Annotated in this window: 15 protein-coding genes; 8 read left to right on the top strand and 7 right to left on the bottom strand. The window is 61.0% G+C overall.

Annotated features, from left to right (window positions below; all coding sequences use genetic code 11):
* Nucleotides 1-48: 48 nt before the first annotated feature.
* From PMW67_RS04110 to PMW67_RS04095, 4 genes are all read right to left on the bottom strand, one after another.
* The gene (locus tag PMW67_RS04110; protein ID WP_271738823.1) at nucleotides 49-1,371 is read right to left on the bottom strand and encodes a hypothetical protein; all 1,323 of its coding nucleotides are present in this window, start codon (nucleotides 1,369-1,371) and stop codon (nucleotides 49-51) included.
* A 24-nt stretch (nucleotides 1,372-1,395) separates the two neighbouring features.
* Entirely contained in the window at nucleotides 1,396-2,133 is a 738-nt protein-coding gene (locus tag PMW67_RS04105) for a DUF4428 domain-containing protein (RefSeq protein ID WP_271738822.1), read from the bottom strand.
* Between the two features lie 348 nt (nucleotides 2,134-2,481).
* Complete coding sequence (locus tag PMW67_RS04100) at nucleotides 2,482-3,993, bottom strand: nucleoside hydrolase-like domain-containing protein (protein ID WP_271738821.1); 1,512 nt, start codon at nucleotides 3,991-3,993, stop codon at nucleotides 2,482-2,484.
* A 267-nt stretch (nucleotides 3,994-4,260) separates the two neighbouring features.
* A complete protein-coding gene (locus PMW67_RS04095; RefSeq protein ID WP_117637193.1) occupies nucleotides 4,261-5,598 on the bottom strand; it encodes a prolyl oligopeptidase family serine peptidase in 1,338 nt (445 codons plus the stop codon).
* A gap of 490 nt (nucleotides 5,599-6,088) precedes the next feature.
* Between PMW67_RS04095 and PMW67_RS04090 the strand changes: the two genes are divergently transcribed.
* Both PMW67_RS04090 and PMW67_RS04085 read left to right on the top strand, forming a co-directional pair.
* On the top strand, nucleotides 6,089-7,516 hold the full coding sequence (locus PMW67_RS04090; RefSeq protein WP_271738820.1) for a PTS transporter subunit EIIC: 1,428 nt from the start codon (nucleotides 6,089-6,091) through the stop codon (nucleotides 7,514-7,516).
* A 208-nt stretch (nucleotides 7,517-7,724) separates the two neighbouring features.
* On the top strand, nucleotides 7,725-9,038 hold the full coding sequence (locus PMW67_RS04085; RefSeq protein ID WP_117839938.1) for a glycoside hydrolase family 140 protein: 1,314 nt from the start codon (nucleotides 7,725-7,727) through the stop codon (nucleotides 9,036-9,038).
* Between the two features lie 189 nt (nucleotides 9,039-9,227).
* Here PMW67_RS04085 and mgtA read toward each other — a convergent pair whose 3' ends face one another.
* The gene (gene mgtA / locus PMW67_RS04080) at nucleotides 9,228-11,996 is read right to left on the bottom strand and encodes a magnesium-translocating P-type ATPase (RefSeq protein ID WP_271738819.1); all 2,769 of its coding nucleotides are present in this window, start codon (nucleotides 11,994-11,996) and stop codon (nucleotides 9,228-9,230) included.
* Between the two features lie 435 nt (nucleotides 11,997-12,431).
* On the opposite strand from mgtA, the gene pyrE reads away from it, so the two are divergent.
* Complete coding sequence (gene pyrE, locus PMW67_RS04075; RefSeq protein ID WP_117655467.1) at nucleotides 12,432-13,112, top strand: orotate phosphoribosyltransferase; 681 nt, start codon at nucleotides 12,432-12,434, stop codon at nucleotides 13,110-13,112.
* 368 nt (nucleotides 13,113-13,480) lie between these two features.
* Nucleotides 13,481-14,101, top strand: a complete 621-nt coding sequence (locus tag PMW67_RS04070; protein WP_055250846.1) for a helix-turn-helix domain-containing protein — start codon at nucleotides 13,481-13,483, stop codon at nucleotides 14,099-14,101.
* A 143-nt stretch (nucleotides 14,102-14,244) separates the two neighbouring features.
* On the opposite strand, the gene PMW67_RS04065 is transcribed toward PMW67_RS04070, so the two are convergent.
* The gene (locus PMW67_RS04065; RefSeq protein ID WP_117634523.1) at nucleotides 14,245-15,099 is read right to left on the bottom strand and encodes a MurR/RpiR family transcriptional regulator; all 855 of its coding nucleotides are present in this window, start codon (nucleotides 15,097-15,099) and stop codon (nucleotides 14,245-14,247) included.
* A 166-nt stretch (nucleotides 15,100-15,265) separates the two neighbouring features.
* Nucleotides 15,266-17,857 (bottom strand): hypothetical protein, encoded by a 2,592-nt coding sequence (locus PMW67_RS04060; RefSeq protein WP_271738818.1) that lies wholly within the window; start codon nucleotides 17,855-17,857, stop codon nucleotides 15,266-15,268.
* A gap of 114 nt (nucleotides 17,858-17,971) precedes the next feature.
* On the opposite strand from PMW67_RS04060, the gene PMW67_RS04055 reads away from it, so the two are divergent.
* The 4 genes from PMW67_RS04055 (at nucleotide 17,972) to PMW67_RS04040 (ending at nucleotide 22,050) form a co-directional block, all read left to right on the top strand.
* On the top strand, nucleotides 17,972-18,964 hold the full coding sequence (locus PMW67_RS04055) for a helix-turn-helix domain-containing protein (RefSeq protein WP_117797326.1): 993 nt from the start codon (nucleotides 17,972-17,974) through the stop codon (nucleotides 18,962-18,964).
* A 167-nt stretch (nucleotides 18,965-19,131) separates the two neighbouring features.
* A complete protein-coding gene (locus tag PMW67_RS04050; RefSeq protein WP_271738817.1) occupies nucleotides 19,132-20,580 on the top strand; it encodes a glycoside hydrolase family 1 protein in 1,449 nt (482 codons plus the stop codon).
* 140 nt (nucleotides 20,581-20,720) lie between these two features.
* Nucleotides 20,721-21,257, top strand: a complete 537-nt coding sequence (locus PMW67_RS04045) for a PTS sugar transporter subunit IIA (protein ID WP_271738816.1) — start codon at nucleotides 20,721-20,723, stop codon at nucleotides 21,255-21,257.
* A 235-nt stretch (nucleotides 21,258-21,492) separates the two neighbouring features.
* A complete protein-coding gene (locus PMW67_RS04040) occupies nucleotides 21,493-22,050 on the top strand; it encodes a hypothetical protein (RefSeq protein WP_117634513.1) in 558 nt (185 codons plus the stop codon).
* Nucleotides 22,051-22,286: the final 236 nt, after the last annotated feature.

Below are 22,286 nucleotides of genomic sequence, written 5' to 3'. Positions count from 1 at the left end.
GGTGATCTTCCTTTCTCGTCAAAGGCCGGGTGGTATTGGTCAGAATGGCTAATCGTCCTTGTTGTCTTTCATGACAACGGTGGTCTCGGTGTGGCTGAAGGTGTCATGCTTCTCGGTCAGGTCGAGCTCGCCACAATACTCATCGGCATGGGTTGCTTCGTTGGCCGTCTTGAGCTGGCCTACCAGCAGCACGTCTCCGATAATCACGATGATCAGTGGCGCGATGATGTTGATGAGGATGCCCTCGATATCAAAGGTGAGGTAATCCGGATTGAAGGCGTTCTCGCCCATAAAGAGAATCTGGGAGAGGACAAATCCGATTACAAAGAACAGCACTGAGGCGATGGCGAGCTTGGGCTTGGAGCAGGGAAGCTCGCCGACCATGCGGCCGGTTTGGCCGTTCATGGCAAACAGGTAACTCTTGCCGTTCCACGAGGTGGAAAGCATCCACACGGGGAACAGGGCATAATCGCTTTCTTCCCAGGTGTAGTCGAGCTGCTTGCTTTCGACCGTGGCGTCGTCATATTCGTCGACGACGGTCTCGCGCAGGGCCGAGATCGTGCTCTCCTCCATGCGGCGTTCGGCGCGCGCCTTGCAGGTTTCGCAATCCTCGTCATAGCGGTTGGCGATGTAGCCGGGCATATAGGCGACCGAGAACGGGCGCAGTGCGTCGTAGTCAAACGGCTCGATGGCGTCCATATGGCCGTCGGGCATCTTGGACGATCCGTCGACGGGCACGCGCTTAAACGAGATATTGCCCTTGCGATAGGCATCGTAGTGGTCGGTGGTCGTGACGGTGCGGTCGGATTCCTCGGTCACGGTCTCGTTGGTCGCGTCAAAGTACACTTCGCCGTCCACGCGGGCGCCGTAGAGCCAAAACGGCACGTAGACACCTTGGACCTCGTCGATGTGGTTGCCGGTGACAAAGCTCTTGGGCAGCAAGATCTTGCCCTTGTAGTGTTCCTTGAGTGCGGCCGTGACGTCGTCGCGCCCGAGCTTAAACGGAATCACCAGGTCGGGCGAGAAGTCGCCAGAGAGCTGGCCAGGCGCCACGGCGGAGTTGCCGCAGTACGGGCAGGTGGTGACGGCGACGGTGCCGTCGGACACGAGCTCGGCGCCGCACGACGAGCAGATGTAGCCGGCGTTTTGGGCGAGCTCCTGCACGGCATCGTCGGCAGCAGGTTTGGGAGCTGCGGCTGCGGCATCGGCTTTGGCATCTGCCTTGTCCTGGCGCTCGCGATAGAGGGCCTCGACTTCTTCGACTTCAAAGCGTGAGTCACAGTAGTCGCAGACAAGCTTTTGCTCGGCGCTGGCAAAATGCAGGGGACCACCGCAGGCAGGGCACTGATAGTTAACGCTCTCGAAGGCCATGATCGGTCCTTTCCGTGCCGGAGGCTATGCGCCGATGGCGCCGCCGCAGTATTCGCAGCGCCCACTGGCATCGGGAATGGTGGTGGCTCCGCAGAAGGGGCAGGTCACCGCGGTCTTGGGGGCCTTGGCGGCCGCGACGCTGTTGCGCGTCTCCTGGCGCAGCTGCACCAGCGCGTCGCGGACCTCGGTTGCCTGGCGCTTGGCCTCGCGGTATTCGATGGAGCCGCGCTGATCGATGGTGGAGTCGTTCACGCGCAGGTTGATCTCGGTAAAGTACGGCGTGTTGACGTGGATGGTCAGATTAAAGTCGTAATCCAGGTCGTAGCGCGGCGGGTTGTAGCTCTCGCGCTCGCCGTCCTTGGTCTCGCGATAGATTTCGGTGCGATGCTCGTCGATATCCATATCGCAGCCGAGTACCTGCGAGAACTCGATGATGTCGGGATTGGCATCGCGCCAGCGGCTCTGCGAGGTAATGATCAGCAGGCCCGCGTCCTCGTCGAGCATGATGTTGGTGCGCCCGGCAGAAAGCGTGCGCGTGGGGTTGAACGACGCCAGGCGCTCGGCATTGGCCTCGCGGTAGGCGAGCTGCTCGCGGATATCGTCCGCGGTGCTGGAGCGATAGCCGTGAAAGTAGGGGGAGAGCTTGCCGGCGCACTCTTTGCACAGGTAGCCTTCATTGATTTTTGTCTTACCTAGAAGTCCCAGCTCGGTACCGCAAATCGCGCGCTCTTTCTTCTCGAACATCTTGTCAAAGAAGCCCATGGCTGCCTCCCATCAACTGGTAGCGTGTGTCACTTTTGATGATGGGGGAGTGCGCGATCTTTCACGATACCCAGACGGCTCAACGAGTCTCCACAACTGGGACACATGGCCCATTTTTCCTACTCATTGGGGACGTACTTAAATGAGTGAAACTACTCATTTAAGTACGTCCCCAATGAGTGCTCGCAGAACGAGAGTGGATAATCTCCCATTTTTGGCCTGCTTGTGGGCTCAAAGTGAGAGATTATCCACTCTCGTCATTTGGACGTCCAAAAATCCTTGCTCGTTTGGCGCCTGGGGACACTCTTTGTCGAATGCGGCGGCTGCCGAATGTGGGCGCCGTTCTTGCTATGCCACGGTCACGGCGATCTGGGCGTAGCGGGTGCAGGGGCGCTCGGCGCGCGTCTGCACGGTAAGCGTGAGTACGAAGCGGTCGCCGGGCCGCGCGTCGGCGGGCACGATGAAAGCGGTGTCTACCGTGCATTCTTGCCACAGCGACAGATCCTGGACGCCTGCATAGCTCGACGGGTCCACGGCGACATCCCAATGTACATCGAAGCCCTTGCTGTCGGGGTCGACGATGGTCGCTGTAAGGTCGACGCGCTCGCCGGCTGTGGCGCTGCGGTCGGCCGTGACCTCGACAACATGTGCCGGATGCGAGCAGGTGGCCGGATCATGGGCGCACCATTGCGCGCGGGCGGCAAAGTCTTCCTGATAGGCACGCAGATAGGGATTGAGATTGTCGTCTGCGGGCGTGCCGATGGGGGCAAAACCGGCGGGCGCGTTCGCATCGGGATGCCCATCAAAAAACATGCGTCCCAGCAGCGTATCGAAGCCGCGGTCGTCGATGCCGCGCAGGCCAAACGGCAGCAGTGGAATATAGGTCATGCTGTCGCCTTCGGCCATAAAGTCGCCGCGCTCAAACTGCACCGCGGGCATGCCTTCCAGGCCCCAATCCAGGCGGGCATGCTTGCCAAACTGAAAGCGCTCGGGTTCGTTTTCGTAGACCTTACCATCGCCATAGAGCATATAGCGTGCCATGAGGGGGCCGTTGCCCTGCGTGAGATTCTGCTCGGGCCAGGGAGCCTTAAACAGCGGCAGCGTATCGGGCTGAGCTGTTTTGGCGTCGAAATAGTTGCCATACATATAGGGCGTACGCCAAAAGATGAGCTCGGGAAAGAGCTCGCGCCCATGGTCGAGCCACGAGTTGTCCTGTCCCACGCCATCGGCAACGCCCATCACGCGCACCTTCTGATAGACCTGCTGCTGCACGGCGGGCCACTCGGGCGTGGCGCGATAGCGCTCGGCAATACTCATGAGGGCGCGAACGATCGTATTCATACCACCCCAGCTGAGCAACCATAACGTACGCGGATCATCATCCAGAATCGCCTGCGCAATTACGCGAGACCCCTCAGTTTCCTCAGTCACATCACCCTCAAAGGCAACATTTCCCACAAACGTACGCTCGATCATCTGGGCAGGCGTGGGAAACGGCGGTTCACCGGCGGCGTCCGCATTTGCCTGCAACTGCGGCCAAGCCTGGGCATATTCATTACTCCAGAGACTCTCAATCCAATGCTCGGGAAACGGCCGATACTCACGAAGCTCGCCGGCTAGCGGATCGGGCTCATGAGGCACAACAGCCCACTCATAAGAGCGCCGCCCTTTGGTCCGCCAATGCGAATTCACCTCGCCGAGCGTATGAACCCCATCCCCAAGAAAGTGATACTGCGAAGCCGTATACACCACAGCCTGAACATCAAGCAAGTTGAGATACAGAGCCAAATGAACAAGCGAGTTCATATCGTCGACTTCCATATCGGTAGTAACAATCACCCGAGTCAACTTCTGGGACATAGGAACAGCTCCAATCAAAATCAATTCAGCCAGTTACGCGCAAGGCAAGACGGGACCCACGCCCCCATCGCCCGCGACCCGGCGGCCCGCCGGAAGCGGCCGACCAGCGTTTCGAACAACGTTAACTTAGGGGGGCTCTGACCTTTAGTTTTGTAAACATTCCGCAGCGCGAGCCCCGCTTATCCGATGCTCCGAAGGAGCAGGATAAGCGGGGCTCATGCGCGAGGACGTTTACAAAACTAAAGGTCAGAGCCCCCGATGGGATGGTTACCTCGAAACCCTGGCCGACCACTCCCAGCAGCCCACCGGCTCGCCGTCGATGAGTACGTTGCCCCCGTCGAAGTCTTGATAACACAGGTCGTTGAATTGGTGGATCCACACGCCGTGGTTGAACGTCTTCTTGGCCGAGCCGTCGGCCTCGCGATACACGCCGGTCAGGTCCTCGACATGGCTAAAGTAGGTGAGGTGCACGTTGGCGCCGGCATCGCGCAGGCGCGCCGTGAGCGGCAGCACGGTCTGTTGCGGTGACACGAGCTCGTCGCCCTTGGAGTGCGTAAACCACAGCGGCGTCTTGGCGAGCGCGGCCACGTCCTCGTCCGTGGCGTTGTACCACGGGGCGCAGCAGGGAAGGCCCGCGGCGAAGAAATCGGGGTAGTCGGCGCACAGGCGTAGGGTCATAAAGCCGCCGTTGGAAAGACCGGCGACCACGATGCGGTCGGTGTCGATGCGGTCGGCATGCTCGGCGACAAACTCATCGATAAGTGCCTTGAGCACGGGGGAGTAGATGCTCTGGTTGGAGTGACCAAGCTGCTCGACGCCGTTGTCCATCCAAAACGTGGGCGACTGCGGTACGAGCACCCAGGCAAAGCCGCCAAAGTAGCGCTGGATCTGCGCCTGGCTGATGGCCGTCACGCGGTTGCCGATATAGGCGCGCGTGGCGCCTTCGCCCTGCGTGGCGCCCTTGCCCTCGCCGGCGCCGTGCAGATACACCACGAGCGGTGCCTTTTGGGGCACGGCCGTGGCCTCGGGCGCAAAGGGGTTGAAGCATGCCGAGTCCTCGGCCTTAAAGCTGGGCTCAAAGAAGCCGTATTCGAGCGCGATACCGTCGACGGCGGTCTTTTGCGTGTCGTTGCTCCAGCCTTTGAGCGCAGGGCAGATATCGCCACGGCAGGTGTCGAAGACCAGGCCGCAGGTGGGATCGTCGCCGTCGTTGCCGGGAAGAGCCGCGAGCTGCGTGATGTGCAACTGGTCATCGAGCATGCGCGAGCCCATGACGCCGCCTTCGATCTTTTTGGTCAGGCGCTGCTCGGCGACCTCGAGCGCCACATGGGTGCCCACGGCGAGCTTACGTCCGTTCTCGTCGCACGGATATGCGGCGAGAATGTCGATGTAACCCACGGAGGGCGCGGCATGGTCGGCGCCGCGTTCCTTGCGCATCAGAACATCGCCCGAGCGCTCGTGACGCTCTACATATATATGGAAGGTGTTCGCGTCGATGTCGTTGGCGCGCACGGTGCAGGGCAGGTCGAGTACGACCTTGCTGATCCAGGGGCCAAAGTCGCCCAAGGTGGTGACGGTTGCGTAGGTACACAATTTGAGTTCCATGAGCTGCCTCCCTTGTGCCGCCAACACGAAACATTAGCGGCAATACAATATAAACATGTTTAGTTTAATCCAGAATTGCAGAACAAGCAGATAAACTCGGTAAACGGCAAAACTGAACACGTCGTGAACTACTAAACGTATGTTTACTAGCTTCTAGCAGGGATTCTGTTGATGAGTTAACAGATCAGTGAGGTGTTCATCAAAATAAAATCTCACGTAAATGGCTATATATCAATAGAGGGTCAAAGAGACCATCTCCCGCCATTCAAATACGTTCACCCCCGATTTCCTACCGTTCACCGGACTGTAGACGGCAAAATTGCCATAAATTCGGCGCTCCGTGTAAACTAAAGCCCGTAAACGTTCAGTAAACACCTTGTTTACAAAAGCGTATCCAAGGGTCCGGCAACCGTAAGGGGTTATAGTCGCCGGGCCAAAGGCGTGCCTAAGCCCAAGGGGGCTGGCACACGAAGATATGGGGAGGGGTCCCATGGCAGTAGATAACAAGCAGATTGCCACCGATGTCCTCGAGCTCGTGGGCGGTGCGGAGAATGTTTCCGTTGCCACCAACTGCATGACGCGCCTGCGTCTGACGCTCAAGGATAACAGCAAGGCCGACGTGGAGAAGATTAAGAAGGTCAAGGGTGTTCTGGGTTGCCAGTTTGCCGGCAGCCAGCTCCAGGTCATCATCGGCCAGAACGTGCCCAAGGTACTCGCCGAGTTCGTCGCCATTTCCGGCGTCAAGCAGGGTGAGGCCGTTGACGAGAACCTCGATGCTCCCAAGGAGAAGTTCGAGCTCAAGAACCTGCCTAACATCATCCTCGACTATCTGTCCGGCTCCATGACCCAGCTCATCCCGCTGCTCATGGCTGGCGGTCTGTTCCGCACCATCGCGGCCGTCCTCGGCCCCACCATGCTCGGTGTGCTCTCGGCCGACGACCCGACCTATACGTTCCTCTACACCACGCTGTACGAGGCAACGTTTACCTTTATCCCCATCTACCTGGGCTATGCCGCCGCTAAGAAGCTCGGCGCCTCTCCGGTTCTGGGCATGCTCCTCGGCGGCGCTCTCATGGCCCCGTCCGTCGTGAGTGTCGCGACTCAGGAGGGTGGCGGCATCATCTCCGTCTACGGCATCCAGATCGCCGCTGCCAACTATCAGCAGTCCGTCCTGCCGATTATCCTTTCGGTGCCTGTCCTCTACTTCGTCGAGAAGTTCTTTAAGAAGGTCATGCCCGACGTGCTCTCCACGGTCTTCACGCCGTTCTGCACCATGATCGTTACCATCCCCATCGCCTTCATCGTCCTCGCCCCCATCGGCAACGAGATCGGTACGCTGATCGCTAACGCGCTCTTCGGCCTTGCTGACCTTGGCGGCATCGGTATCCTGATCGTCATGGCCGTCCTCGGCGCCTTCTGGCAGCTCTTCGTGGTCTGCGGCATGCACATGCCCGTCATCCTGCTCGCTCAGGTTCAGATCATCGCTGCCGGCTACGATCCCTTCGTCTTCGTTTCCACCAACTGCGCTATGGCCGCTGTCTGGGGCTGCGCCTTCGGTGCCTTCCTCAAGATGAAGAACCCCGACGAGAAGTCCCTTGCCATCGGCTACGTCATCTCCGCTATCGCCGGCGGCGTCACCGAGCCCGCGCTCTTCGGTATCCTCATGCGCTTCCGTCGTACCATGTTCGGCATGTTCATCGGCGGTGCCATCGGCGCTGTGCTCTCCGGCCTCATGGGCGTCACCTACTACCTCGCAGGCGGTGCTTCCAACTTCCTGGTCTTCACCAACTACCTGCAGGGTGGCCAGATGAACACCGTCTGGGCTATCGTTGGTATGGCAATCTCCTTTGTCATCGCCGCTGCCGTCGTCTTTGTCTCCGGCTTCTCCAAGGAGGAGCTCGCCGAGATGGAGGCCTAAGGCCAAGCCATTCGGTCACATATGACCTCACCTACACGACAGGGCCCCGTCAGGCGTAAGCCCGGCGGGGCCCTTCTTGCAAGGTAGACTGATGGGGCGGGTGAGCTTCGCCCGCGAGGGTTTGCCAAGCGGCGGAGGCTTTCGCGCGGGGTTATCGCGAAAGCCCCCGGCGGTTCGCAAATCCTTTATCAAACGAAAGGACACGCAGATGAGTTTGGGAAAGCTGACCGTCAACGGTCGTGAGGACGGGTTTCTCTGCGACGGCAAGCCGTTCTTTTGGTTTGCCGACACGTGCTGGAGCGCATTCACGAGTATCACCGAGGCGGACTGGGACTACTATCTGACCCGCCGCGCCGAGCAGGGCATGAACGTGCTGCAGGTCAATACCCTGCCGCAGTGGGACCGCTGCCTGCCCGACCTGGGCATCTGGCCCTACGCGAGCGAGGACGGCGTGCACTTTGACTGGAGCGCGCCCAACCAGGAATACTGGGACCGCGCCCGCCGCATGTGCCAGGCGGCCGTGGAGCACGGCATTCGCCCGGCGCTCGTGCTTATGTGGTGCAACTACGTGCCCGGTACCTGGGGTGCCAAGATCGCCGAGCGTTGCGGCGCCGAGGTTATGCCGCGTGAGGAGGTCCGTGCCCACGTTGCCCGCGTCGTCGAGAACCTGGGCGAGTTCGACCCCGTCTACGTAGTGACGGGCGATACCGACTTTGCCGGTGACGAGGCGATCGTCTATTACGAGGACGCGCTCGACGAGGTCGTCAAGCGCGCGCCCGAGGCACTGCGCACCATGCATATCAACCGCGGCAATCGTACCATTCCGGCGCAGTATCTGGGCCGTCTGGACTTTTACATGTTCCAGCCCGGCCACAACTACGAGGGCCAGCCCGAGGCATGGCGTCTGCCGCAGGACTTTATCGCCAACTATCCCAAAAAGCCGATGGTCAACTCCGAGCCTTGCTACGAGCAGATGGGTGCGTCGCGCAACGTCTACTGGCGTTTTACCGCGCAGGATTGCCGCGCGAGCGTATGGTCGTCGATTCTTGCCGGCGCCAGTGCCGGCGTGACCTATGGCGCGCACGGCGTTTGGAACTGGCAGACATCGCGCAGCCAGGGTTCGGTCCTGGGCGAGGGCTTTGACATGCCCTTCCGCTGGCAAGAGTGCCTGCAGTTTGCGGGTGTGTGGGACTTTGGCGCGATCGAGCATGTGCTTGCCAGCCTAGGCGCTACTGCCGGTGACGATGCGCTTGCCGTGGTTCCGGCGCAGGAGCTGCTCGATGACGCGCGCGAGGCCATCCGTGTGGCGCGCGTTGGCGATCGCGTCGTCACGTACCTGCCGCGCACCACGGCGCTCAAGTTTAAGCTCGACGGCGCGCGTGGCTGGACGGCGACGGTCCTCGACATGGAGGACAAGCGCATCGCAAAACTGCCCGTCCGTGACAACGGTGACGGCACCGTGCGCGTGGCGCAGCATCCCTTTGAGCACGACGCTCTGGTGATCCTGACACCCGAGCGCTAACGGCTCTTCTCCAACATTTACAACCCAGTCCCTTTCATAAGGCTGCGACGGAATGGTTCCTGCATGACGGCTTTAAGCTGTCAAGGGGAGCCATTCCGCCGCACTCATTGGGGACGTACTTAAATGAGTGGTTTAACTTGAGACGGGACTTTTTGACCGCCTGATGGGTCGAGCGTCACAACTCGTGCGTTACAGCAGCTCGCCGTGGCGGGCGATGTAGCGGCGCTTGGCCAGTTGGGTGAGCGCGATGTAGGCGGCGACAATGCCGATGAGCAGCGCGAAGAAGATTGGCGGCAGCGGCATGAGACCCAGCGCATCGGCGATGGGGCTTGCCGGCAGCCAGGTGACGAGCACCAGGCCCAGCACGGTGAGGAGGCACAGCGCGGGCGCGGCGTGGTCGCGCGGGCGTGGCAGGCGCGGGGAGCGCAGCATGTGGACCACGAGCGTCTGCGACCACATGGACTCGACAAACCAACCGCTCTGGAAGAGCGCCGTAAAGGCCGCCATGCCTGCGACGTCGCCTATAGCGGCAAGCTCTGCCCAGCTTGCGCCCACGGCGGCGGGGCACACCACAAAGAAGAGCGCGGCGAAAGTCGCGATATCAAACAGTGAGCTCACGGGGCCCAGCTCGAGCATAAAGCCCTTGATGGACGCGGCGTCCCAAGCACGCGGACGGGCAGTCCAGGCGTCGTCGACGGTGTCCCACGGCAGCGCGATGCACACGATCTCGTAGACCAGCGACAGCAGCACCAACTGCAGAGCGCTCATGGGCAAGAATGGCAAGAACAGGCTCGCGACGGTCACGGATAGCACGTTGCCAAAGTTGGAGCTCACCGTGGTCTTGAGGTACTTGAGCAGGTTGCCGTAGGTGCGGCGGCCTTCGATGATGCCGCGCTCGAGCACGCCCAGGTCTTTCTGGAGCAAGATGATATCGGCGGATTCCTTGGCGATGTCGACGGCCGAATCGACCGAGATGCCGCAGTCGCTCGCACGCATGGCGGCGGCGTCGTTGATGCCGTCGCCCATAAAGCCCACGGTGTGGTCGAGCAGCTCACGCATGACGCGCACCAGACGCGCCTTCTGCAGCGGCGAGAGCTTGGCGAAGAGGTGGGTGTTCTCGGCGCGTTCGGCAAGCTCGGCGTCGTCGAGCGCATCGATCTCGGAGCCGAGCAAGACGTTGCTCGCGTCGATGCCGATCTGCTCGCAAACGGTGGCGGCGACACGGTCGTTGTCGCCGGTCAGAACCTTGACCGCCACGCCCTTGGCTTCGAGGGTAGCGACGGCGCCCGCGGCACTTGCTTTGGGCGGATCGAGGAAGGCCAAAAAGCCCATCAGCACCATGTCGCACTCGTCAGCGATGCCAAACTCGCCCACGCAGCGCGGATTGGTCTTCTGCGCCACGGCAATCACGCGCAGGCCCTCGGCGTTGAGCCCGGCGACCTGCTTGCGAATCTGGGCGAGCTTGTCTTCGGTGAGCGGCTGGGCGGCGCCATCGACCTCGATAAAGGAGCAGATCTCGAGCATTTCCTCGGCAGCTCCCTTGGTAACCATCTGGGTTTTGCCCTGGGCGTCGGCGACAACGACGCTCAGGCGACGGCGCGAGAAATCGAAGGGCACCTCGTCGATCTTGGTATAGCGGTCGCGCAGGCTCTGGCCCAGCATGGAGCCGGGTGCTGTGGCCGAGGGCGTCACGTCGGCGCGGTCGATGACGGCCAGGTCGATAAGGTTCTTGAGGCCGGTCTGGAAGAAGCTGTTCAAAAACGCATGGCGCAGTACGCGCACGTCCTCGTTGCCGTCGGTGTTGAGGTAGCGCTCGAGCACGATGCGGTCTTCGGTGAGGCTGCCGGTCTTGTCGCAGCACAGGACGTCCATCGCGCCGAGGTTTTGGATCGCCGGCAGTTCCTTGACGATAACCTGGCGACGGGCGAGGTCCTTGGCGCCCTGCGACAGGCTCGTGGTCACGATGACGGGAAGCATCTGCGGCGTGATGCCCACGGCCACGCTCGTGGCGAATAGCAGCGCGTCGATGACGTTGCCCTTGGTGGCGGCGTTGATGGCAAAGACGGCCGGCGCCATAACGAGCATGAGGCGTACGAGCAGCATGGAGACGCTCGAGACGCCGCGGTCAAACGCGCTCTTCTCGCCGTGCCCGTTGAGCATCTTGGCGATGCCGCCCAGGTAGGTGTCCGAGCCGGTGGCAACGACAAGCGCCATTGCAGTGCCGTTTTGCACGGAGGTGCCGGTAAAGACGATGTTCTTGCAGGCGGAGAGTGGCAGCGCGGAGCCGTTGGCACCCTCGACGACCGCGGCGGAAGCGGTCTTCTCGACGGCGTTGCTCTCGCCGGTGAGTGCGGACTCGATCGCAAACAGATCGCGCGCGGTGATGATACGGGCGTCGGCCGGCACCATGTCGCCGGCAGAGAGGCGGATTACATCGCCGGGGACGAGCTCGTCGAAGGGGATCTCGACGCGCTCGCCGTCGCGCAGGGCACAGCAGGTGCTGGAGACCAGGTCCTTAAGGGCCTCGGCCGCATTGCCGCTGCGGGCTTCCTGGATAAACTTCATGCCGCCCGATACCAGCAGCATGATGCCGATGACGATGACCGTGGAGGGGTCACGCTGCAGCTCGGGCACGGCGAGCACGTCGATGTAGAGCGAGACCAGTGCGAGGGCGGCGAGGATGCCGGCGAAGGGATCGACGAACGCGTCGGCGATGCGGCGGGCGAGCGTCTTGGTCGGCGCTTCGATGGTGTTGGGGCCGACGGCGCTCAGGCGCTCGGCGGCGTGCTCGGCGGTGAGGCCGTCGGCTGTGGCGTCGAGCAGCACGAGGGCATCCTCGGCGCTATGGGTGGCGGCGAATATGGTGTTCTTGGACATGCCGGTATGAGCGGCGGGGCGCGCCGTGCGGCGGCGCTTGGAGATGGCTTCGAGTACCGTGGCGGTTTTGAGCATCAGCATAGGGTCCTCCTTGTTGAAGGGAGTTAGCGTACGTGTCGTATGTGCTTCAAAAAACCTAGATGTCGCTCACGTCATGCTTTCGAACCACCACAAAGGGACAGGCACCTTTGTGGTGGTTTTGACGATCGGCTGTTGGCGCTTATGCGTGCGCGGAATCCTCGCGGCGTGCCGAGGGCGACATGCAGGTTTTTCGACTATGACTGCCTTCCATGGCACACCTCCTTAAGGCCGGGCGCGGCGCGCTTTGGGTATCTCGTACCCGTTACAATCCGCCCGTATTCTTGATGAGGGGGTTTGCCGTGTCAACCCCAATGTTTGGAAAACCATTGCCCCTGACAAAGCCTTTACAGAATGCCGAGGCCCCAAAGCGCGCCCGCAACGCGCCCTGCCTGCGCTAAACTGGAAGGCACGTACGCGATTACGAGAGGAGCCCGCATGGAGGCTTACAAGCAAGAGTTCATCAAGTTCATGGTTGAGTCCGACGTTCTTAAATTCGGCAGCTTTACGCTCAAGAGCGGCCGTCAGTCCCCGTTCTTTATGAACGCCGGCGCCTATGTGACGGGCTACCAGCTCAAGAAGCTGGGCGAGTATTACGCCCAGGCCATCCACGATAACTTTGGCGACGACTTTGACGTGCTGTTTGGACCGGCCTACAAGGGTATTCCGCTGGCCGTCGTGACCGCAATTGCCTACCACGAGCTGTACGGCAAGGAGGTCAAGTACTGCTGCGATCGCAAGGAGGCCAAGGACCACGGCGCCGACAAGGGCAACCTGCTGGGCTACGAGCCCCAGGACGGCGACCGCGTGGTCATGGTCGAGGACGTCACCACCAGCGGTAAGTCCATCGACGAGACTTATCCCAAGGTCAAGGCTGCTGCCGATGTCGAGATCAAGGGCCTCATCGTGTCCCTCAACCGCATGGAGGTCGGTAAGGGTGGCGTGACCACCGCTCAGAAGGAGATCGAGGCTAAGTACGGTTTCCCCGTCGCGAGCATCGTCTCCATGGCCGAGGTCGTCGAGACCCTCTACAACCACGAGATCGACGGCAAGGTTGTCATCGATGACGAGCTCAAGACCGCCATCGACGCCTACTACGAGCAGTACGGAGCTCGTTAGTTACGGCGTTTTACCAAACGACGTAACTGCTCGACGCTGCAAACCCGCCAGAGCGGCAATCTGCCTTTCAACTTCGGCGGCATGACCAGAAGGTCAATGCCGCCTCGTTTCAAGGCACCTTGCTCGCTCTGGCGGGTTTTCGCTGTCGCTACCAAAACATCGGCGTTGCCGTGGTAGTCATTGGGGACAGACATAAATGAGTAGTCATTGGGGACGTTCTTAAATGACTACTCAGGATGAGCGTCCAAAAATCCGCGCTCGTTCGATTGGCGCATGTCTACGCAGCGTAGGTTGTCGAGCCTGGCCTTCAAATGGATACTGACTGTCGAACCGGTTCACTCCATTTCTTCAATTTGATTGGACAGCCCATGAACCAGACACGGCAAACCAATGCCTCCCATACTTTTTTGGCAGCGCATGCCATCAAGCAGCTGCGCGAAGAGCGCGGCCTCACCCAGCGCGCCCTGGCGGAAAGCCTTGGCGTGACCGATAAAGCCGTCAGCAAGTGGGAATCCGGCCGCGGCCTTCCCGACATTTCCCTCGTTGAGCCTTTGGCCCAGAGACTCGGCATAAGCGTGGCTGAGCTTTTGGCTGGTGACATTCGGGCCAACGCCAACCGTGCAGGCAATATGCTCAAAGGCGTCTTTTACGTTTGCCCTATCTGCGGAAACGTTGTGCACGCGCTCGGAGAAGGCAGCTTTAGCTGCTGTGGCTCCACGATGTTTCCCCAGGAGGCCGAAGAGCCGGACGCGGACCACGCCTTTTCCATCGAGCGCATCGAGGACGATTGGTACGTCACGCTCGATCATCCCATGACCAAGGATCACTACATTAGCTTTGTGGCATATGCGACTATGGACGGCATCTGCTTTAAGAAGCTCTATCCAGAGCAATCGGTGCAGCCGCGCTTCCATATTACCGGGCGCGGCAGGATATATCTTTACTGCAACCAACACGGACTCTTTACGTCGCTGACGCCTCGCAAATAACGGCTGTCTATCCGCCCTCCTCATGCGTTCCCAGGGGACCCAAAATGAGCGTGGATAATCTCCCGGTTTTGGCCTGTGTGCGGGCTCAAAGTGGGAGATTATCCACGCTCGTTATCTGAGTGTCCAAAAATCCACGCTCGTCGCTACTTGAGTCCGGGCAGGCGGGTGTAGGGGAACGAGCGCTCTAGGAACTCGGAGCAGCGGGCGTAATCTTTGGCAAAGTAGCTGCTATAGAGCGAATCGAGTACGTATTGCACGGCGATATGGCTGGCGAACTGCGTGATGCGGTGCGTCATGCTCTCGTGGTCGCTTACCGTGAGATAGGCGGCAAAGCCGGGGTGAATGCGGGCACAGTACGGCGTGCCGATGACGATGACCGGGACATGTCGACTGCTAAGGATCGGCAAGATCTCCTTGAGGTTGGGGGCAAGGCCGCTGTAGGAGATGACGATTGCCACATGGTCGGGACCCGAGGCGAGCGCCGTGCGCACCTGCGCCTCGACGCTGTCGTGGCACGTCGCGCTTTTGCCGGCGGAAAGCAGGCGATCGCGGAACATTCCCGCTGGATACAGGTTATGCGAGCCCGTGTAGATGTCCACGGTGCCGGCGCGCATGATGAGCTTGGCGGCGTGGTCGAGCTGTGCAGGGTCGAGCAGCTCCTGCGTTTCGGCCAAGGTGGTCTGGTAGAGCCCCTCCATGCGCTCCATCACCTGCGCAGGGGCGGAGGTGGCATCGAAGGGAAAGTTGATGTCCACGTCGCGCCGGTTGCCCGCCTCGGTCGCCTGGCGGATGAGCTCGACCTTGAGGTCTTTGAATCCCTCGAGGCCGAGCTTTTTGCAAAAGCGGTGCACGCTCGCGACCGAAACGTTGGCGCACGCGGCAAATTCCTTAATGGAAAGCCCGCGCACATCCTCGCCCATGGCGAGGGCCGTTCGCCCAAGTTGTTGCTCGGTGGGGGTGAGGCTTTTGCCCTGCGTGATCTTTCGCCTGATATCCATATGGCTCCTATGCGTTTGCGTCGCGATAAACCAATCATAGCGATAAATAAAACGTTCGGCTTGGCTGGGAGTTTTGGTCCGCCGGTCTATGAACGACGGACCGCTCGACGCTGTGCGGGCTCAACATAGGGGCGCTGTCCTTGTTGGGCCGTTTGCGCCCGGGGCGTTACCCGAGCACGCGTACGGGCCCCAAGAGACCGCTGGGCTCGGAGGGCTCGGTCATGCCGAACACGTCGGGGACGGCGTGGTCGAGGGTGTTGATGATATCGATCGTGAGCGCGTGCTCACCGGCTAAAAGTGCGGCGGCCTCAAAGCGGTAAGGCGGACAGATGCGGGTGCCGAGGGATTTGCCGTCGAGGGTGACGGTTACGGTCTCAAAGACCTCCCCAAGGTCGATGACAGCGCGGCTGGCCGCTTCGCCCAGGACAAAGGAGGCCCGGTAGCGGAACGTGCCGGCCTTGCCGGGGAACTCGGCCGAGGAAAGGTCGTGCAGGTCTGCAAGCTCAACAGACTCGCCAAAGGCATCGGTACCAGGGGCAGAGAAGGCAACCGCCCAGGGCCCGTCGACGCATGTGGCTTCGTCTCCAGCAGTTGCCGCGCCGGCGGAACCTGTAGCCCCAAGGACCACGATGCAGCTCTCGTAGGGAGCCAGCTCGAGCGTGCCGTCAAAGGCGGCGGGATCGGTGCCGTTGAGCAGGTCGAGGCGCGCGCCTGCAACGGGTATGCCGTCGGCAAGCGCAATCTGAGTGGAGATACCCTGCTTGGGATGCTCGTTGACGAGCATCAGATAGGTCTCGCCCGCCCGCTCGTAGCGCAGTGCGCGCAGCCAGGGCTGGGACTCGGCACAAACCACGGTCTGCATACCGGCGTCGGCAAGCGTGCCTGCGAGCTCGGCGGTCGCCAGGAGCTTGATGCCGGCGACCGCGGCTGCATCCAGGGAGGCAAAGCCCTCGCGGGCTGCAATATCACCGTCGTAGCGCTTGCTCGGCAACTCATCCAGCGCGTACACGGCAACACCTGCGGCTGCGGCGCGCGCGGCAAAGTCGAGCACGGCTCCGCCGACAAACTCGGCTCCGGGCATCACCAGGCAGCGGTATGCCTGGCCGTTCACGCCAAAGCCGCTACCGTCTGCGGCAATTTCAACGGCATAGCGCCCTGCGTCCTCAAATGCCTCTGCCGGCACGATGTCAAAGTCGACCTGCGCGCGCATAAGCTCGGAGGCGGCATGCTGCATAAAGTTCGCCTCGCCTGCCCACTCGGCGTCCGCATGGTAGAGAAGCGCCACCGGGGTCGTTGCGCGCCCGCCGCTCAGCAGGCTCGCCGTACGGTTCATGTAGCTCATGAGCTGCCCAAAGTGTGCAAACTGGGGGTTTTGGCCATGCGCATAGAAATGCGGCGGGCAGTCCCAGTCGGGGAAGGCGGCCATGCTAAAGGCATGCGGCACAAACCAATTGACGCCGCGCACCAAAAAATGATCGGCGATCCACTTCATCTCGCGTAGGCCTTCGTGCCATCCAAATGCGCCAAAGACCTCGGCCATGCAACGCCCCTGCTTTTTGGGGTCGAGGTGTGCTGCCGAGGAGCCCAGCTTGGGCAGCACGTAGTTATAGAACTCGAGGTCCCACACGCCGCGTCCGTAGCTGTGAAGGCCGCGGTCCATGCCGGGTACCAGCTGGTTGATCACGATGTCGACGCCCGCCATGTCCTGACCGCCCACGGCGCGGAAGTAGTGCCCGGCGCCCACGCCCAGGCGCGCGTGACAGTCCTTGTCCTCGATAACGTGGCCGATGTACTGCACGCCGCGCGCGCGGCACCAGTCTCCGAGCTGGTCGCAGAAGCACTCCTTATAGAGGGTGCTCGCGATGTCCATATAGACGTGGCGTACGTGCGCGCCGGCCGGCTCGCGGTCCCACAGGTGCGGGAGCTCGGCCAGGTAGCGCTCGCCCAGTGCCGCGCGTAGGCGACGCTCAAGCTCGGCCGACCAGGGTAGGGGCGCGGTGGCCTTGCCGATGAGCGTGTCCGAGATGCCATCGGGGCCCGTGGTGCCCTTCTCGTTGGCAAATCCGGGCTCATCGGAGAAAAAGCCCAGGATCGTCTTGCCAAACTCATCGCCCAGATGCTCAAAATGCGGCTCGTAGACAGCATCGATGAGCTGCGCCACCGAGGCGCGGTCGACCATATTGATGTAGTCCTCGTTGTAGGAGGTCTTGCCGCTCGTGAACATCACGCATGCCTGTGTGAGGCCCGCAGGTGCATCGAAGACCAGGCGGCTGGGGTTGCCGTCTACATCGTCGATTACTCGGTAAGCGACGTCGACGGGGCTGCCGTCCTGCATAAATGTCACGCCGTGGAAGCGCTCCGTTTTGTCGAGCATGTTGGCGAGCGCGATGCTTGCGGCGGACGTGGGGCCCACGATGTCGAACGTGCGGTGCGTGAGCACGATCTTGCGGAGCTCGGGCACGGCTTCCTTGACGACGCCGTTGGCAAAGCCCGTGGGGAAGTGCGCGTCGTCCAAGATCCAGAGCTTAAGGCCCAGCTGCTTGCACTCGTCAATGACAAAGCGCAAGTCGCGCCACCAGCCCTCGCCGCAAAAATCGGGGTGTGGGCGGCTTTCGAGACAGACCTCGTGGATGTCGGCGCCGGCGATCTTTTCCAGATACTCGGCAATGGTCTTATGGCTCTCGCCCTTCATCCACAAAAACGGAAGCACGTGGTTGTCGTATGTGCCCTCGAGCACCTGCTGATAGTACGCGGTCATGGATCCTCCTTGGCTCGATCGATCTGCTGCATAGCACAGATTATGGACGCGTCGGCGCGTTCTGCTAATATCTGAATCACGACGAACTATGACCAAATCAACGATTGGCAAGCCATGGAGATCGACGAGCTCGAGCGTAGGCTCAGCGAACTGAGCACCAGTGAGATCGCTTATAAAGACGGCATGGCATTTGATTGGTCGATTATGACCGAGCATGTCGAAATCGACGGATGCCCAGTGCGCAAGATTGGGCAGCCAGGGTTTGCCTATGCCCAGCCCGGCATGCCGCGTGGCCTGACGATAAGGAAAAACTCGCGCTTTAATGCAGTTCCCGAGCACGTGCATGATTACGTGGAGCTGAGCTATGTGTATCGCGGACGCTGCCCGCAGACGGTGGCGGGGGAGAGGCTCGAGCTGGGCCGCAACGAGGTGCTTTTGCTCGACGCCCTCTGCCCGCATGCCGTGGCGGCGCTTGGTGAGGACGACATCATGCTAAGCATGACCGTTTCACGCTCTTTTTTGCGCCGGAGTCTCGAGTCGAGCCTCTCGCGCGAGAGCGCGGTCTCGCGGTTTTTGTTCAACGCGCTCAACAGCGAGACGGACCATCGGGGCCATGTCCGTTTTCATTGCGGCGAGAGCCGTCGGATTCGGCGCTACATGCAGGAGATGCTCTGCGAGCTGTACGACCCGAGCCCCAACGGTCCCGAGATCGTCTTGCGTCTGTTTCAGCTGTTTTTGGCCGAGCTCATGGATTGCTACGAGCGCGAGCTGGTGCGCGGCGCGGCGGACGGCGCGGCGGGGCCCACTGCCCTGGTGACGGGAATGCTCGGCTATATCGATCGCGAATTCGCCGCGTGCTCCCTCGAGGGGATGGCGGCGGAGTTTGGCTTGAGCCCTAATTATGCGACGGCGCTCCTCAAGCGGCATGTGGGCAAGACCTTTAGGCAGCTTGTGCAGGAGCGACGCCTGGTACGTGCGGCCGAGCTTCTGTGCGGCGGCGCCACGGCCGGGGCGGCTGCGCATGCGGTGGGCTATGAAAACATGAGCTTCTTCTACCGTAAGTTTCACGACAAGTATGGCTGCACCCCCGCGGCATACCGCCGGTAAGCGCGGAGCGGATCGTCTTCGCTCCTTCGGTGTCAAGAAGTTTCAGCTGCAGCGCTGTTGCAGCGCGCGTCTGCGAAAAGAAGTGTCGGGTTTGGCACCCCTGCCCCTGTCTGTCGCGTGCGTGGGCGATACTCGGCCTATCGACCCGCAATGCAAAGGAGATGCTCATGGCAAACATCAAGTTCCCCGAGGGTTTCTATTGGGGTGGCGCCACGGCCGCCAATCAGTTTGAGGGCGCTTGGAACGTGGACGGCCGCGGTCCTTCGGTCGACGACCATTTCTTGGGCGGCAGCTACAAGGAGCCGCGTCAGATCACGATCGACATCGACCCCGACCGCTTCTACCCCAATCATGACGGCATCGATTTCTACCATCACTACGAGGAGGACATCGCGCTGTTCGCCGAGATGGGCTTCAACATGTTCCGCATGTCCATCTCTTGGAGCCGCATCTTCCCCAACGGCGACGACGCCGAGCCCAACGAGGCCGGCCTCGCCTTTTACGACCGCGTCTTCGACTGCCTGCGCGCTCACAATATCGAGCCGCTCGTGACCCTGTCGCACTACGAGATGCCCTATCACCTGGTCGAGAAATACAACGGCTGGGCGAGCCGCGAGCTCATCGGCTTCTTTGAGAAGTACTGCCAGACCGTCTTCGACCGCTATCAGGACAAGGTCAAGTTCTGGCTCACCTTCAACGAGATCAACTGCGGCACCCAGGACATGGGCAACCTCTTTGGGACCAGCATGATCCAGGGCTTTGAGGGCCCGGCTTCGGCGGTCCACACCACGCCGCAGGCCCGTATGCAGGCCCTGCATCACCAGTTTGTCGCCAGCGGCCGCGTCGTGCGCTATGCCCACGAGCACTATCCGCAGTTTAAGATGGGCAACATGGACTGCTTCATCCTCTCCTATGCCGCCACGTGCGATCCGGCCGACGTGTTCGCCACGCAGCAGGAGATGAATACCATGAACTGGTACTGCTCCGACGTGCAGGTGCGCGGCAAGTATCCGTTCTATGCCAAGCGCTTCTGGGCCGAGAACGATGTCGAGCTTGTGATGGAGGACGGTGACCTGCAGGATATCGCCGACGGCAAGGTCGATTTCTACACCTTTAGCTACTACATGTCCGGCACCGTGGGCACCCACAAGGATCACGAGATGACCGAGGGCAACATGACCTTTGGCGGCAAGAATCCCTATCTGGAGTCCACCGACTGGGGCTGGCAGATCGATCCGCTGGGTCTGCGCATCGCCCTCAACGAGATTTACGCCCGCTACGAGATTCCGCTGATGGTGGTCGAGAATGGCATGGGCGCCTACGATGAGGTCGAGGAGGACGGCTCCATCCACGACCCGTATCGTATCGCCTACTTGCAGAGCCACGTCAAGGCCATGGGCGAGGCCATTGCCGACGGCGTCGACCTGATCGCCTACACCTGGTGGGGCCCCATCGACCTGGTTTCCGCCGGCACCGGCGAGATGCGCAAGCGCTACGGCTTTATCCACGTCGATAAGTACGACGACGGCACCGGTACCTACGAGCGACGCCGCAAGGACAGCTTCTACGCCTACCAGAAGATCATCAAGTCCAACGGTGCCGAGGGCCTGGATTAATCGACAATATGAGTGCCACCGGGGAAAAGCGTTGGGATGGGCTCGCGATTCGAGTCCCCACCTTAGCATTTGAACCATTTGGCACTATAATCACCATAGGCATGCGCATAACGTTGCGCTTAATCAAGAGGAGAAAACGTATGGGTCTGTTTGATATGTTCAAGAAGAAGGCTGAGCCCGCGGCTGTCGCTGCTCCGGCCTCCATCTCTGCTTCTGCCGGCGCCGACGTGCTGTGCTCGCCCGTCAAGGGCAAGGTCATCAAGATGGCCGACGTGCCCGATCCCGTCTTTGGCGGCGAGGTTCTGGGCAAGGGCTGCGCTGTGTGGCCCGAGGACGATCTGGTCTACGCTCCCTGCGACGGCAAGGTGACCGTCACCATGGGTCACGCCGTGGGTCTGCAGTCCGATAGCGGCATCGAGGTTCTGGTGCACGTTGGCGTCGATACCGTCAACATGAACGGCGACGGCTTCGAGGGCTTCGTCAAGGCCGACGACGTCGTCAAGGCTGGCCAGCCCATGCTCAAGATCGACCGCGCCAAGATCGCCGCTGCCGGCTACAAGGACTGCGTCGTCGTGGCTGTGTCCAACACCGCCGAGTTCGCCGACGTCGAGCTCGCCGTCGAGGCTGACTCTGCTGTCGCCGCCGGCGATGCCATCGTCAAGGTCGTCCGCAAGTAAACTGCGGCAACATAAGGATGTGCAAGGGTGGTCGGGTTATCCGGCCGCCCTTTTTTATTACAATGCGGCGGAACGTTTTATTGCGCGTTGGGCGGACCGGTAAACCGTTCGGACGTTAAATCGAGCCGATTGCGCCTTTGCTTTGCCGGGGGTGTTCGTTATCGGCTAGTATGGCCTTATTGTTACGACGTGCACCGCGTCGGGAAGCGCGGTGCCGCTTGTTGGGAGGAATGTCATGAAGAAGAAGCTGCTGCTTGCGCCCCTGATGGCTGTTCTGGTCGCGTGCGTGGTTGTGCTTTCCGGCTGCGGAGGTCCTTCGGTTGAGGAGCTCATTACCGAGGATCTTACGACGCAGTTTGACGAGGTCAAGAACGGTGGCGACGACTTCCTCGCCGGCCTGGAAGAGGCCTCGGGCGACGAGTTTGAGCAGCTGGGCATCGATCCCAAGGAGTACGCCAAGAGCTATCTCGAGGGCTTTGACTACAAGATCGGCGACGTGACGGTCGACGAGGACAAGGGTACCGCAACTGCCGAGGTCACCATTACCTGCAAGTCCATGAACCAGATCGTTGAGGATTTTGCCACCCAGTACCAGGAGAAGGTCGCCGCGCTCGATTCGATGCCTTCCGATGACGAGCTGTACAAGATGGCCGGTCAGGTTATGGTCGATGTGACCAAGGCTGCTAAGACCAAGGACACCAAGGTCACCTTCAAGTATTCCTGCAATGACGACGGCGAGTGGTCTGCCGACGATTCCGCAACCAACGAGATGATGAATGCGATGATGAGCTAGGGGAGTTACGCGGTAGTTCGTTACGGCGTTTTACCAAACGCCGTAACTGCCCGACGCTGCGCGGGCACCAGAGCGACAACTTGTCATTCAAAGAGGACGGCATGACCAGAAGGTCAATGCCGTCCTCTTTTCATGCCAATTTGTTCGCTCTGGTGCCCGCTCGCTCATATGACCCAATCCACTGTCAAGGGCCACAATGGCCCCGCCGACCGCTTGCAATCGGTCGGCGGGGCCTG

It is taken from the genome of Collinsella aerofaciens, from assembly GCF_028209395.1.
GTDB classification, from domain to species: Bacteria; Actinomycetota; Coriobacteriia; order Coriobacteriales; family Coriobacteriaceae; genus Collinsella; species Collinsella aerofaciens_AZ.
The sequence above is the reverse complement of the archived record's forward strand: the minus strand, read 5'-3'. Positions and strand labels throughout refer to the sequence as shown.

Bases quoted from the DNA above. Each gene is read 5' to 3' on its own strand.
- PMW67_RS04110 (WP_271738823.1), bottom strand. From the start codon at position 1,371: ATGGCCTTCGAGAGCGTTAACTATCAGTGCCCTGCCTGCGGTGGTCCC.
- PMW67_RS04105 (WP_271738822.1), bottom strand. From the start codon at position 2,133: ATGGGCTTCTTTGACAAGATGTTCGAGAAGAAAGAGCGCGCGATTTGC.
- PMW67_RS04100 (WP_271738821.1), bottom strand. From the start codon at position 3,993: ATGTCCCAGAAGTTGACTCGGGTGATTGTTACTACCGATATGGAAGTC.
- PMW67_RS04095 (WP_117637193.1), bottom strand. From the start codon at position 5,598: ATGGAACTCAAATTGTGTACCTACGCAACCGTCACCACCTTGGGCGAC.
- PMW67_RS04090 (WP_271738820.1), top strand. From the start codon at position 6,089: ATGGCAGTAGATAACAAGCAGATTGCCACCGATGTCCTCGAGCTCGTG.
- PMW67_RS04085 (WP_117839938.1), top strand. From the start codon at position 7,725: ATGAGTTTGGGAAAGCTGACCGTCAACGGTCGTGAGGACGGGTTTCTC.
- mgtA (WP_271738819.1), bottom strand. From the start codon at position 11,996: ATGCTGATGCTCAAAACCGCCACGGTACTCGAAGCCATCTCCAAGCGC.
- pyrE (WP_117655467.1), top strand. From the start codon at position 12,432: ATGGAGGCTTACAAGCAAGAGTTCATCAAGTTCATGGTTGAGTCCGAC.
- PMW67_RS04070 (WP_055250846.1), top strand. From the start codon at position 13,481: ATGAACCAGACACGGCAAACCAATGCCTCCCATACTTTTTTGGCAGCG.
- PMW67_RS04065 (WP_117634523.1), bottom strand. From the start codon at position 15,099: ATGGATATCAGGCGAAAGATCACGCAGGGCAAAAGCCTCACCCCCACC.
- PMW67_RS04060 (WP_271738818.1), bottom strand. From the start codon at position 17,857: ATGACCGCGTACTATCAGCAGGTGCTCGAGGGCACATACGACAACCAC.
- PMW67_RS04055 (WP_117797326.1), top strand. From the start codon at position 17,972: ATGGAGATCGACGAGCTCGAGCGTAGGCTCAGCGAACTGAGCACCAGT.
- PMW67_RS04050 (WP_271738817.1), top strand. From the start codon at position 19,132: ATGGCAAACATCAAGTTCCCCGAGGGTTTCTATTGGGGTGGCGCCACG.
- PMW67_RS04045 (WP_271738816.1), top strand. From the start codon at position 20,721: ATGGGTCTGTTTGATATGTTCAAGAAGAAGGCTGAGCCCGCGGCTGTC.
- PMW67_RS04040 (WP_117634513.1), top strand. From the start codon at position 21,493: ATGAAGAAGAAGCTGCTGCTTGCGCCCCTGATGGCTGTTCTGGTCGCG.